Below are 13,070 nucleotides of genomic sequence, written 5' to 3'. Positions count from 1 at the left end.
TATGAAAAGAATTCCTTTGTTACATCGCAAAATTCTTTGGATCCCTCTCGGAATAGCTCTGCTACTCCTTGTATGGGACAGGATACTTTCTTCTGAGAAGATCAGACCTTATACAGAAACAGGTGCAGAATATTATTTTTATAATATGAAGGATCAGGTTCTTTCTACCATGAAGAAAGAAACCGATTCCAAAAAAGAAGACCAAAAAGTCCTGACTTTTTTTGGAACCTCTCATATGGGAGAATTCTCTTTAGTAGAATTTGAAAAGGAAAGTCCAGGTTTGATCGTATACAATCTTTCCGGTCCTTCTGCCCCTTATTCTTTCCATAATTTTACATTGGAAAAACTTCTTTCTAAAAACATTCCTTTGGACTATGCGATCTTAGAATATTATCCTGATTCAGGAACGGATTTCGCAAACAGATATCCATTACGTTATTCTTATGATTTCCCTTTCTTCTTAAAATACTGGAATATATTCTCCACAAATGAATGGGATAGTTTTTTAAAAGCGAGAGTATTCCGAACTTCCGTATTCCCCCCAAGATTTAAAGAAGCATATTCTAGGATCAGAAATCCGTTGGAAGTCCTACAACTTACATATGTTAGGGACATTCTGATCAACGAATCAGACAAGTTTAAAGGCGGCATCCCTAATGGACTTCTGGCGAATACTCCGGAAGATAAATTAGGTTCTGAGTCTGAGAGAATTTTTAACGAATCCTATAAGAATTTCAGAAGTTCGAAAGTACAAGAATACTTCCTTAGAAATTTCCTAAAAACCGCGAGAGAGAATCATATTAGAGTAGTCTTATGGACACCTTTATTATATTCTACGTTCTCCGACAAAGTTAGATCCGCTCCATTTTTTCAGGAATGGATAGATCTGCGTAATAAACTTATCCAAGAATATCCGGAAACTTTGGTATTAGATATGGAAGAATACCGTACCAGAATGAAATGCCAAAAATTTATAGATCCACACCATCTCAGCGGTGGATGTTATGCAGAACCTACTAGATTCCTGGTGGAATTCTTGCAAGAGAACGGAAATCTTCCTAAAGTAAAATGAACTTCGACGAAGCCCAAAAGACGGTAGATGATTGGATCAAAACCATCGGGGTTAAATATTTTTCAGAACTTACAAACCTAGCCATCTTAATGGAAGAAGTAGGAGAATTCTCCCGACTTGTAGCAAGAAAGTATGGAGACCAATCTTTCAAAAAGGGAGAAGATCCAGACGGCCTATCAAAAGAGTTAGGGGATATACTTTTTGTTCTAACCTGTTTAGCAAATCAAATGGGAATTTCCATGGAAGATGCTTTCCAGGCAACCTTAGAAAAAAACAACACCAGAGACAAGGATCGTCATAAGAACAATCCTAAGTTAAAGGATCTTTAATATTATTTTTGGCCTTGGACTGCAAGTTCCAGAGAGGAAGCTCCGGATCTACTGAGTAAATCTAATACTTTTACAATTTCTTCGTAGTTGGCAGTTTTATCCGCGAAAAACCGAACTTCTTTTTCTTTCACAAGTCCTTGTTTTAGTTTTTCCTCTAAAACTGCTTTTTGGACTTTTTCTTCTCCAATCCTATAAGAGCCGTCCGGCAAAAGTGCAAATTCTACTCTTTCTCCCTTTGGGTCTTCTCCCTGCCCTACTTTAGGAAGTTCTAATGGAATGGATCTGATCTCTTTTCGAAAGCTGACCGCCAGCATTACAAAGACTAAAAGTATAAATACAACGTCTATAAAACTGGTCAGATCTATTCCAGGATCTTCTTCTTTTAAGATCGATTTTCTCATTTTTATTTAGGTGGGATCTTTAACCAGGACAAAGCTTCTCTTTCCAAGTCCAATAATCTATGTTTTAAAAATTGGAAACCGAGTAAGGAAGGAATTGCTACAAACAAACCCAAGATCGTAGTTACAAGTGCAAGTTTGATTCCTCCTGCAAATGCGTCCAAACTAACAGTTCCTGCAGCTTGCAAAGAGGAAAATGCTTCGGAAATCCCGAGTACAGTTCCTAATAGCCCAAGCATTGTTGAAATTCCTGCCAGATGTTTCATCCAGGAAAGTTTCGTTTCAATGGGAAATAATACTTCTGAGAGTTTTTCTTCCCAGATAGAAGGATTGTTTTCAGTTAAGAAGTTTTGTTTTAAGGATTCTTTTCTTTTTGGAAGAATGCTCCACACATGGATAAAGGTTCCGAGATTCCAAACGGAAAGAAGGATGATCAAACTGGAAACCCAATCCAATCCTTGCAGAAAGCCTAGGTCTTTCATCGTTTCTCCAAAATATAGGGACTTCTACTTTCTGTCATCCGAACAAAAATCCAAATCCCTCTTGCACCCTAGAGATTGGTCAAAATCCTAAGGGAAATGGCCTCTTTTCAAATGCCTTCTTCAGATACGAAGGCGGATTTCGTTCGAGTAAATTTCAATCGGATCGCTTCCAAATACGATCGTTTCAACGATTGTAGTAGCTTCTTCTTACATAGAGTTTGGAAGAATAAATTGGTAGAAGAAATCGAAACGGAAACCAAAGGTCCAATCCGAGTTTTAGATCTATGTTGCGGAACAGGAGATATCTCCATTCGTTTAGAAAGGTCTCAAAGAGTAGAAACGTTACTAAGCCTAGACTTCTCCGAAAACATGTTAGAAGTCGCAAAAACAAGATTAGAAAAACCAATCAACCTAGGTAGAGCAAAAGTTGAATGGGGCGATGCTACCAATCTTTCTCAGATCAAAAGTGAAAGTCTAGATGCAGTCAGCATTGGTTTTGGCTTAAGAAATGTGAACGACCTAAGCAAGGCATTATCAGAAATTTATAGAGTTCTTAAACCTGGCGGAGTGTTTGCGAATCTGGATGTAGGAAAGGTCAAAAACCCGTTTATCAAAGCATTCGCTGATTTTTACTTTTTCAGGATCGTTCCTCTTTTTGGGTATATTCTCTGGGGAGGCAAAAATGAGATGTTCGATTATTTGCCGGTCTCTTCTCTTTATTATCCTGACCAAGAAGGTTTAAAATCCAAATTGGAACAAGCAGGCTTTGATAAGGTTCGATTTACTAATTTTGTATTCGGGAATAGCGTTCTCCATATAGGAAAAAAACCAAATAGACCGTAGTACCAACCATTTTCACCCCGTCTCTTAAGGTAAAGAGATTAGAGTGGGGTTACCCTTCATGAGAAAGTTCCTAGCCTTGGCGATGATTGCCGGGTTCATTTATAACTGTGGCCATAAGAAGAATGGCCTATTACTGCCGTTTTTTTTCTTAGGTAGCCAACATACTGCAACTGGCGGAGTTCCAGGTAACAGTGGTAGTCCTGGAGTAGTATTTGTTCCAGGAGATGGTTCCGGAAATCCGGTCACTCCACCTGCAGATGGTACAAATAATAGTGGAGGCTCTACAACTACCCCATCAGATTCCAATTCTAATAGCGGATCATCCGGTTCTTCTGATCAAACTTCTTCCAATTCGAATACTTCAGATTCTTCTAATACATCTGGATCTTCTTCCGAAACTTCAAATAATTCTGGAAGTTCCAACGATTCAAATTCAGGTTCTTCATCTGACACAGCAAGTAATCCCGGAGGTTCATCCAACGAAAGCAACAATTCCGGCTCTTCAAATTCTGCCACTGGAGATTCCACTGCATCCAATGGGTCTTCTAATAGCGGGAACTCAGGTTCTTCTTCTGATAACACCAACGCTGGTTCCGATTCTAATTCAGGAAGCAATTCCAATAGTGGGTCAGGATCAGGCAATTCTTCCGGAACTCCTACAGTAGCTGTAGTAGTGGTAGAAGATCCTAAAGGAGAATCCACTTTTAACTATAATACTACGATCAATATTCCGTTGAATCTTACTGTGTTAGATAATAAGTCCAATGTGGTTTCCGGGGCTACTGTTCTAGTATATGATGAGAATAATAATATACTATTCCAAGGTGTTTCCGATTCTTCCGGTAAAGTAACGGGGACACTGACTGTTCCAACTTCCGTTGGAAATATCACAATAGATATTTCAATCGGTGGAGAATCCATCACCCAATATATTAGCTTAGAATCAGTCCTCGGTATTAACAGAACGATCCGATATGAGATCAATCTCCCTGCAGTTCAAGTTGCCGACACAGATGGAGATGGAGTCCCTGACGATACAGATATCTATCCGAACGATGCTACTCGTTCCACAGAAGTTACATTCCCTGCTGAGGGAGTATTCACTGTCGCTTTCGAGGATCTTTATCCTTCCTCCGGCGATGCGGACCTAAACGATTATGTAATCCAATTCAAAAATGAAGAAGATCTAAACTCTTCCGGAAAGATCGTAAGGTTAAGAGGGACTTATCAACACGTTGCAAAAGGTGCAGGTTATAGACACCAATTGTTTATAAAATTACCTGTGGACGTAGGAGCTTCTCTTACTTATAAACTAACCCAAGCAGATGGAAAAGTAGAAGTTGCAACAAACACAGTAAGTGTAACAGCTGCGAATCTAAAATCAGGTTATCAGATCTTTGATGATTCTAACAAAACTATCAGAGGGCAGAACGTTCACCCAGGTGATGTCTTCAAACCAGGCTTTATCGCAACTGTAGAGATCGTATTTAATGCTCCTGTAGAAAGAGCTAAATTGGGATCTTTCCCTTACGATCTGTATGCGTATGTGATTAATACCAAACAAGAGATCCATTTCCCAGGATTGTATAAAAACAATAATGGAACCGACAAGTATCTGGATAACACTGGATTCCCTTGGGCGATCTTAGTTCCAGGAGCTTGGAAATATCCTTACGAAAAATATGATATCAGAAAAGATTCCGAAACAGGATATTCAGAGTTCAATCTTTGGGTGTCTTCCGGCGGGAAAAATTACAAAACTTGGTATTATGATGTGACCAACGAGTCCAAGGTATTCCCTGTTCCAAGTGATAGTAGCTTACTCGGTTATCTATTTCTCTCCGTGAAAAAATTTGCTATTTTCTATGCGATGGGACTTGTCATCGCAGGAGGAATTGCAGTTTATTTCCTTAGAAAAAAACAAAGTTTAGTCGTGTAGAAATCACAAACCCCGCTTAACAAATATTGCGGATTGAAAGGCGTCGCTTAAAATTGTCGGGCGACGCCTTTTTTATTAAAGCGAATGGAAAACTGGATTATATTAGGCAAACCTATCTCCGCGATTCTCGCCGCCTGGTTTTATTGGGATTTTTACCGCAAGACCTACTACTCCGGACAAGGAAGTACATTCACAACATTTGCATTCTTCTATGGAATGATCGCGACTGGCATTGCTCTCGCCTGGGAAGTCGGAGTATTTGATCTATTCGAAAATTATTCCTCATTCTCCAAAGCTATGCTCATAGGAGCAATTCCGGAAGAAACTTCTAAAGCAATTCTGATCTTTCTATTTTTAAAACAAGTTAGAGATTCCTCCAACCTTGCAGATGGATTATATTTTGGCTTAACCCTAGGAGCTTCCTTCGGTTGTATAGAGAATGTATTCTACTCTTTCAGATTGGACTTTTGGCAAGGCCTACTCAGAGCGGGAACCTCTTTACCTTTGCATACTTTCTCAGGAGGTATATTAGGATTTTTTATTTTAAAGTTCCTACAATCTAGAAAAGGTAATCTTTCTGGTTTAGATTTAATTTCTGCTTTCTTCTTTTTAGTAACCCTTCATGGGTTTTATAATTTCCTACTAATACAAGGAGGATTTGGAACCGTATATATACCGTTAATACTTGGACTCTCTTTTTTGACTTTAGAATTACTCGTAGTCCAGGCAGAAGTGACACTTCCGTTCGAGTTATTACAGGCAGAGAATTTGTATGTAGATGATTATTCCATGATCCGCAAATTTTCCAGATATGATTCCTGGCTGAGAGCAGCACAATCAAAGGAAAATATAAAAGAAATTCCTTTATTAAGAGATCTTTCGACAATCAGATCGTTTATTTCAGTTTTACTTTTTGGCGTCCCAATCTTCTGTCTGAACTTTTACCTATTCGTTCCAGAATGGATACCTTACTATCTAGCTAACATTAGCTCTTTAGAATTTATCACTCTATTCATGGAATATCCTGCTTGGCTCGGATTTTTATTTCTACTTAGGGGTATGATCAACCCATCTTTCTTTCGGGAGAGAATTTTAAAAATTCCATTATTCCTTTCCGTCAACCTTGGGCCCTTAGGAGATGAGGAGCCAAGTCTTGCCTATTCCTTATCCAGAAAAGGTTTTTATTCTCCAGTGATCCGAGAACCAGAACTAAATAAAGAAACAACAGTTTCCTTTTATATAGCAGGAAGAAATTTTGAGAAGATACCAGTAGTCCCCGTTTGGAAAAATTTCAGACCTGAAGATCCAAACCATGAAAGTGGCGCACTTTATAGATTCCCTAAGATCCCTTGGGGGCTTTTAGCCTGGAGATGGTTTATCAGGATAAAACAACAGTATAGAAATACATTAGATGCGTTTTCAGGAATGAAAACTTGAGATAGCAGAAAGAATGGCAAGTTCATCAGAATAATCTTTAAACATATGATCAATCCTGGAATTTTCCAATTCTGAAATTAGTTTAAGATCTTCCCCTATTCCTATAAATTCCAAACCTAAATTTTGAGCCGTTTTAGAATCCCAAATTCCATCCCCGAAACAAATCGTTTTGGAAAAATTAGAATTATATTTTTTACGAGATTCCAAGATCGCATGCTCCACGATGGATTCTCTTTCATAAAAGGACGAAGCAGTTCCAAGAGGAACATCCAAAGGAAGCCCGCAGGATTCTAATTTTAAAAATGCCGGTTCGTAAAAAGATCCCGTAGCATAGGCGAAAGGAATTCCCTGGGATCGTAATGTTTCCAAAAAAAATTTCGCACCCGGAATTTCTAAAATTCCATTCTGAAATTGCTCTTTGATACTTTCATACAATTCCTTCTCGAATTTTTCAGAAATCTCTTCGGTCCAATCGTTTTTATAAGAGGAATAGATCTCTTTAAATATATTCGAATCGGTATGGTGCTTGTACTGATGCACTTCCGAATTTAAGCCGGGTAATCCAAAACGAATTAGAACTTCGTGGAATGCCTTTCTATGCAGTGAGACCGTATCCGTCAAAGTACCGTCTATATCAAACACTAGTAAAATGGACTGAGCTAATGTCAACGGATACGATTCAAACCGTCAAAATCGTCAGTTCCAATATAGAACTCAGAAGGCCCAGCTTGGTACCAAGAGATTCTCATTACCTTCGCAGTGAGAATTTTAGCACCTGCAGGAACTCCTAAACCTACCTGGTTCACTGTAGTATTCAAAGGAGTGCTTCTGGATTGTAATTCTACACCGTTCTGATCTGAGAAAATCCAACGAATATAAACGGGTTTACCCGCTTTAGGAGCTTCATCCAAAGCAATACGTAGACTGATATTTCCTTTATCTCCCAGGATCCAAGAAGTTCCGGATCGGAATGAATGATATCTGCCCCCAGCCTTCTCTTGGAATTTTGCCTTTGCGGAAAGTTGATAGGTTTTTCTTTCTTCGTATCTGAATTCAGGACCTTGTAATTGAGAAGACTGTCGGATGAATGCCTTAGCAGTCAGCCCCAATCCAAAAAGCAAACAAACCAAATTAAACGCAGGAACCATCCACCATTTAGGCAGGGTTCGGGTAGAAGGTCCGGAAGAGCTTAGTAGCCATATTAAAAGAAAACCTAATATTCCAGCGCCGCTTGTCCAAGGTTCATAGAATGTTACAGGAAAGAATAATAATGGCAAAAACCAATAAGAGGTCCGAGTAAATGACTCCAGACCCACCCATACAAAGAATAGAAGGAAAAATAAGATGCCGCCTTCCGAAAGTAAAAACACCCAAGAAGTTAAAGCAAAGTCCTGGGTCCCATTCGGAGGATACGCTCCTCTAGGCCCGGATTCGATCCAATGTAGTGCAAATCCACCGAATCCCTGTCCAAATACTGGCGCTTCTTTGAACCAGTTCCATGCGGATAATGTCTGGACCCAACCATCCTTCCAGAAAATTTCCAACATTTTGGAGAATGTTTTTCCCTTAGTCCATGCGTTAGACGCATCTTCACGAATAATTTGCCAAGGCGTAAATGCCCAGTCCATTCCACCAATGAAATAAACTCCGACTAAAACAGAGATAGTCCCAAGAATAACGAATGGAATAAAAGAATATTTCCAGATCGGATTTCTAAATCCTCTTTGGTAAGTAAGTCCAATAACTAAAGCAGTCTGGAAAATAATGAGAAGCCAATATCCTGTACTTTGGTATTTCCCAGCAAGTCCAAGTGCGATAAACACAGCAATGCTTAGTAAAGCTCTAGAAGAGATCCTCCAGTTTCTGCTATGGATTTGATAAAAGAAAAATCCGAATAAGATAGGCATCCCTATTCCAAATGAAGCAGCATCAGGGAAAAATGCAGATACTCCGAATGTTTCTGCATTTCCTGCAGTAAAAGGAAAATCAGTAGAAGGAGCTAAACCTTGGATTGCGCCTAAAATTAAATTCCCAGTAAAACCAGCAGTGATCCCTGTCCTCCAATGTTTTCCAGGAGGATCGGTATCATGAGAACTCGTTTCTTCTGCAAAGAAGTATAGGAATGCAGATAGCCAAGAACCTATACTGTCCAAACTCAATGCAAATGCATACTTAGAAGATATCCCGGAAGAATATTCAGTATCTTGCAAGATCCAAGAAGTCAAAGGATCTGTTCCAAAATACGCAAGCAGTCTATCTAAAAGCAAAAATACTGCTAAGATCAGAAATGCAGTTCTAGGATTTTTAGTGAACTCAAGTGAGTTTTTATAAGGGCGGTTTATATAAAAATATCTTAATACTGGATCATCATCATTTGCAGGATGTCCGTAAAAAGTGGAGATATATTGTCTTAAGAAAATCCCAAAAATTGCACCGGCAAATAGAGCAGATAAATATAAATATCCACCTTCTCCATAGAGCAATAACCCAGGGGAAAGTAATGCGAATGCTGCAGTGAACATTCTACCAGACTTTCTATGATGAAGATTGGGAAGTAGTCCGGCCAGAAACTGGATCCAAACAATTCCAAGGTTCCCATCCGGATCTCTTACTAAAAGTGTCCAACGAAGCAATAGGTAGGACAAGATCACTGTTAAGATCAGCGTAAGAAAGGTAGGAGTTTTAAGAGGCCTCAATCGGGCGAAAAGATTTGGCACGAATTGGAAATGCTCGCCGAAAACGAGTAGATTTCAATCCAAAAAAATAGGCTGGATGGGAGCTGAGGAATTAATCGTCCAGAGAATCTGGATCAGACGGAATTTTATAGGTCCCGGTCAATGTAGCCGAAAGTGGACCCTTTTTGCCGGAAGCCTTATGTTTGGAAACAGCCTCAGCGTATTCTACAGTATAACGAGTCCAAGGAATTGCCTTTAGTCTGGCTAAAGGAATTTTTTTGCCGGTTCCCTCGCAAATTCCATAGGAACCGTCCTCGATTTTCTCGAGAGCCACGTCGATTTCTCGGATGGTCTCGATCTCTGACTCAGTTAAAACGGAACTCAACATCTCTTCGTTGATTTCCGAAGCGATATCTGCGATATCTCCCATTTCTTTCAGGCCGGAAGGTTTGCTATTATCTTCCCATTTCGCATACTTCTCCAATAGAGAGTTTTTTCTCTCCAAAAGAAGGTCCGAAATTTCACTTAGGACCTTTTTATCGTATGCAGCTTTTTTAGTCACCATCTGGATTTGGAATTATACCTTGGATTCCTTATGTTCGACGTGGGCACGGCAAAATTTACAGAATTTTTTCGTTACCAACTTCTCGGATTTCGCTTTTTTGTTCTTTGTCTGGAAGTAAGAATTTTTCTTACAAACCTGGCAAGAAAGCTTAATGATCTCTCTCATGACGGATGATACTCTTAGCTAAGATTGGCCTGAACTGGAGTTCGCCGAGTTTAGACCAAAATAATGGCCGCTCAGCTTACACTATTCAGACTGATTATGCTATAAAAAAAAAGAACAGCCAAAAATCAAGGAAGATCGGCCGAAATTAGCGATTTTTCCCCTTCTTCCTGGGGAATGGACCTTCTCCAGATCCCCGCCAGGACACTCCCAATCAAAGAATGCACAAAACTGGAAATTGCGGCCGGAATCGCCACCAAAGGGTCAGAAAAATTATTCCGGGATAAAACCGCTCCCAACCCGCTATTCTGCATCCCTACTTCAATGGAAACTGTACGAGCGATTACAAAAGATTTGGTCCCAAAATAAGCCGCCCAGTACCCGAAAAAATATCCCGAGATATGGAGTAAGAAAACGGAAGAAATTAAATGAAGTCCGGAGCTGATCACCGCTTCTTTTCCAGAACCGATAATCGATGCGACTATCAGAGTGATCAGTATAACTGCGATCAAAGGAGAAACGATTTTGACCTTCTCCGCAAACTTAGGAGTATAACGATTTAATAAAATTCCAAGTATCACAGGAAGGATCACTACTTGGACCGTATCAAAAAAAAGACCAGAAGCATTTGCCCCCACACTATTCCCTACTAAGAACAAAGTGAGAAGTGGTGTCATGATCACGGACAAAACTGTGGAGATGGCAGTCATCGTAACTGATAGCGCGAGGTCACCTCTTGCTAAAAAGGAAACCACGTTAGAGGCTACTCCACCTGGACAACAAGACACTACTATGATTCCAACAGCCAATGGAGCCGGAAGTTGGAAGAAGTTCCCCAAAAACCAACCTGTTAAGGGCATGATCGTATATTGACCAATCACACCGATCAAGATCGGTTTAGGAGCCTTGAATACTCTTGTAAAATCTTCTGCTCTTAAGCTGATTCCCATTCCAAGCATGGTCAGACCTAAACTATAAGTGATCCAAGGTCCTTTAAATCCGTGAAGAACTGATGGAAAAAACCAACTGAATGTCACACCACAGATGACCCAGAGTGGAAATAATAAAGCCGCCTTTTCGAAAAGTGAAGCCAAGTTCTTATCTCGAAATCAGGTCCACTACCCTGTCCAATTGTTCCTTGGCCAGATAAATATGAGGGGAAAATCGAACCCTTCCCAAACGAAGTGCGCACATAACTCCGTTCTTTTTGAGATTGGATACCACGTTCTCCATGGAAAGTCCTTCTTTTTCTGCGACTACGATCCCTGTTTTAAAATCAGGAAAATGGTCAGAAGCAAGTTTCCAACCTGCATCTCTAAGTTTATCGGAAAGATAATCCGCAAGTTCGTAGATCCTTTCCATAGAATTATGGAAACCTACTTTATGAAGCATTTCTAATGTAGATTGGAAATAGATCCAATCAATAAAATTCACTGTGGAAATTTCGTAACGATCCGTACCTTTTAGCTCTTCTCTATAAGGTAAATAGACCTCATCATTTACTACGGACCCAGTGCCCTTGAAAGGAAAATTCAGAGTTTCTAACTTCTCCTTAGCAATGTATAAAACTCCGAGTCCTAATGGCCCGAGTAACCATTTCCAAGCTGGGAAGGCCATATAAGAAATCCCCATTTCTCTAGGTCTTACAGGAAGAAGTCCCACACCTTGGGCTCCGTCTAAAACAAACTCAATTCCTTTCTCCGAAAGAAGATTTCCGATCTCTTCTAAAGGGAAAGGCATTCCTGTACACCAATGCACTGCAGAAAGACTCACTACTTTTACATCAGGAGTGATGGAAGATTTTAGGTTTTCTAAAAATCCGTCAGGAGTTTCTGCCATTGGCACAAAAGAAATGGAGACTCCTTTTTCTTTCCAATGTTCCCAAGGATAAATATTAGAAGGATATTCGTTTTCCAAAAGTAGGATACGGTCCCCTGCTTTGAGTTTTAAGCCAAGGGAAATAAATCCGATCCCTTCGTTTGTATGATGTATTAGAGAAAGTTCTTCTGCTTCTACGCCTAATAGTTCCGCGAGAATTGTGCGGATCACTTTTTTAACAGTCGGGTATTTGCGTACTTCTGTGCTACCGCCTCTGGCAGCATATCCTTGCAGGTATTCGTTAACTGCATGTAGGGTGTCCGTATTTGCAGGAGTGGTCCCACAATTGTTTAACCAGATCATTTCCCGGTTAACCGGGTACAAATGTTGTAGTTTGGTCCAATCCGGACTAGGATTCGTTTTCATCTCGAGGCCAGATTGGATCTGTCCTTAGGAGGGAAAACTTCTTTTTTAAGAACTTCTTCCAAAAGGTTTAAACTCTCAAACCGCTAAAGTCTAAACCGGGAATCCAATGTTTCCCGGTTTTTCTAGTTCTTAATTTTTCTTTTTGGCTGCCTTTTTCTTGGGAGCAGCTTTTTTAGGGGCAGCTTTTTTCTTAGCGACTACTTTTGCTTTTTTAGGAGCAGCTTTCTTCACTACTTTTTTAGCCGCAGCTTTTTTGACAGGTTTAGAAGGTTTTAACCCTTTAGAACTCTTGCCACTTGGCTTGGAATTTCCTACTGCCTTTGCTACTTCTTCTGCTTGTTCGTCCCAGAAGTATGCTCCTCCTGCGGAACGAGTCTGGTCGAATGAATTCAACTCAGCCTCTAACAAAGATTGGTAATTTTGGCTATAATCCATTAGTTTAGAAAACAATAGTTTAATATTCGAATCTTCGAATTTAGTTGTGAGTTTCTCGTAGAATGCTACTGAATTCTCTGCTTCTCTGATTGCGAGCTCAAGAGCCTCGTGTGCGTCCTTGGATCCGGAACCTACAATCGTACGTTCCACCTTATTCATTATTTTTTGAAGGGTACTTTGGTGGAATTTATGAATGGCAGCCAATTGTTTCAGGTTGGGAAGTTCCGCTCCTTCAGCGACACGGTAAAGTTCCGTAATAAATTTAATATGTTCATCCACTTCCTCAGCAAGTTTTTCGAATAATTCCCTAGTTCTTCCCGGAGGGAGTTTTTCATACGTATCCATGTAAAATTCGAAGTAGTCTTTCTCATGCTGGATCGCAGCTGCAACAGCTTCCAAAAATGTTGTTTCTTTTAAAGGTTTAATACTCATTCTGCATACTCCGGTCGCGACAATTCTAGGGGATTTTCAAGTCGGTTCAATAATATT

14 protein-coding genes are annotated in these 13,070 nt (G+C 39.9%); 5 read left to right on the top strand and 9 right to left on the bottom strand.

Translation table 11 applies throughout. From position 1 onward, the window contains the following. Position 1: 1 nt before the first annotated feature. Together B1C82_RS01485 and B1C82_RS01480 are read left to right on the top strand one after the other, a co-directional pair. Positions 2-1,072: a DUF1574 family protein gene (locus B1C82_RS01485; RefSeq protein ID WP_086445841.1), complete on the top strand. Its 1,071-nt coding sequence runs from the start codon at positions 2-4 to the stop codon at positions 1,070-1,072. Next, positions 1,069-1,401: a nucleotide pyrophosphohydrolase gene (locus B1C82_RS01480; protein WP_086445840.1), complete on the top strand. Its 333-nt coding sequence runs from the start codon at positions 1,069-1,071 to the stop codon at positions 1,399-1,401. Before B1C82_RS01485 ends, B1C82_RS01480 begins: the two co-directional genes overlap by 4 nt. 2 nt (positions 1,402-1,403) lie before the next feature. Here the strand turns inward: B1C82_RS01480 and B1C82_RS01475 are convergent, their stop codons facing one another. Together B1C82_RS01475 and B1C82_RS01470 are read right to left on the bottom strand one after the other, a co-directional pair. Continuing rightward, a complete protein-coding gene (locus tag B1C82_RS01475; protein ID WP_086445839.1) occupies positions 1,404-1,802 on the bottom strand; it encodes an ExbD/TolR family protein in 399 nt (132 codons plus the stop codon). Positions 1,803-1,804: 2 nt separating this feature from the next. Continuing rightward, positions 1,805-2,281 (bottom strand): MotA/TolQ/ExbB proton channel family protein, encoded by a 477-nt coding sequence (locus tag B1C82_RS01470; protein WP_086445838.1) that lies wholly within the window; start codon positions 2,279-2,281, stop codon positions 1,805-1,807. A gap of 96 nt (positions 2,282-2,377) precedes the next feature. Between B1C82_RS01470 and B1C82_RS01465 the strand changes: the two genes are divergently transcribed. The 3 genes from B1C82_RS01465 to B1C82_RS01455 all read left to right on the top strand — a co-directional run bounded on the left by B1C82_RS01465 (position 2,378) and on the right by B1C82_RS01455 (position 6,500). Further along, complete coding sequence (locus B1C82_RS01465; protein ID WP_199775833.1) at positions 2,378-3,124, top strand: ubiquinone/menaquinone biosynthesis methyltransferase; 747 nt, start codon at positions 2,378-2,380, stop codon at positions 3,122-3,124. Between the two features lie 58 nt (positions 3,125-3,182). Next, positions 3,183-5,063, top strand: a complete 1,881-nt coding sequence (locus tag B1C82_RS01460) for an LruC domain-containing protein (protein WP_086445836.1) — start codon at positions 3,183-3,185, stop codon at positions 5,061-5,063. An 84-nt stretch (positions 5,064-5,147) separates the two neighbouring features. After that, complete coding sequence (locus B1C82_RS01455) at positions 5,148-6,500, top strand: PrsW family glutamic-type intramembrane protease (protein ID WP_086445835.1); 1,353 nt, start codon at positions 5,148-5,150, stop codon at positions 6,498-6,500. On the opposite strand, the gene B1C82_RS01450 is transcribed toward B1C82_RS01455, so the two are convergent. The 7 genes from B1C82_RS01450 to B1C82_RS01420 form a co-directional block, all read right to left on the bottom strand. Next, entirely contained in the window at positions 6,483-7,169 is a 687-nt protein-coding gene (locus tag B1C82_RS01450; RefSeq protein WP_086445834.1) for an HAD family hydrolase, read from the bottom strand. The genes B1C82_RS01455 and B1C82_RS01450 overlap by 18 nt on opposite strands. Continuing rightward, positions 7,166-9,133 (bottom strand): hypothetical protein, encoded by a 1,968-nt coding sequence (locus tag B1C82_RS01445; RefSeq protein WP_086445953.1) that lies wholly within the window; start codon positions 9,131-9,133, stop codon positions 7,166-7,168. Before B1C82_RS01445 ends, B1C82_RS01450 begins: the two co-directional genes overlap by 4 nt. Positions 9,134-9,287: 154 nt before the next feature. Beyond that, on the bottom strand, positions 9,288-9,740 hold the full coding sequence (locus B1C82_RS01440; protein ID WP_086445833.1) for a TraR/DksA family transcriptional regulator: 453 nt from the start codon (positions 9,738-9,740) through the stop codon (positions 9,288-9,290). A gap of 12 nt (positions 9,741-9,752) precedes the next feature. Continuing rightward, positions 9,753-9,905: a 50S ribosomal protein L33 gene (rpmG, locus tag B1C82_RS01435; protein WP_010514486.1), complete on the bottom strand. Its 153-nt coding sequence runs from the start codon at positions 9,903-9,905 to the stop codon at positions 9,753-9,755. A 125-nt stretch (positions 9,906-10,030) separates the two neighbouring features. Beyond that, a complete protein-coding gene (locus B1C82_RS01430; RefSeq protein ID WP_086445832.1) occupies positions 10,031-10,996 on the bottom strand; it encodes a bile acid:sodium symporter family protein in 966 nt (321 codons plus the stop codon). Between the two features lie 4 nt (positions 10,997-11,000). After that, entirely contained in the window at positions 11,001-12,146 is a 1,146-nt protein-coding gene (locus B1C82_RS01425; protein ID WP_086445831.1) for an aminotransferase class V-fold PLP-dependent enzyme, read from the bottom strand. 129 nt (positions 12,147-12,275) lie between these two features. Beyond that, positions 12,276-13,013, bottom strand: a complete 738-nt coding sequence (locus B1C82_RS01420; RefSeq protein WP_086445830.1) for a ferritin-like domain-containing protein — start codon at positions 13,011-13,013, stop codon at positions 12,276-12,278. Positions 13,014-13,070 lie beyond the last annotated feature (57 nt).

This window comes from Leptospira venezuelensis (genome assembly GCF_002150035.1).
Lineage (GTDB): Bacteria > Spirochaetota > Leptospiria > Leptospirales > Leptospiraceae > Leptospira_B > Leptospira_B venezuelensis.
This window is presented reverse-complemented; position numbering and strand designations above follow the sequence as displayed.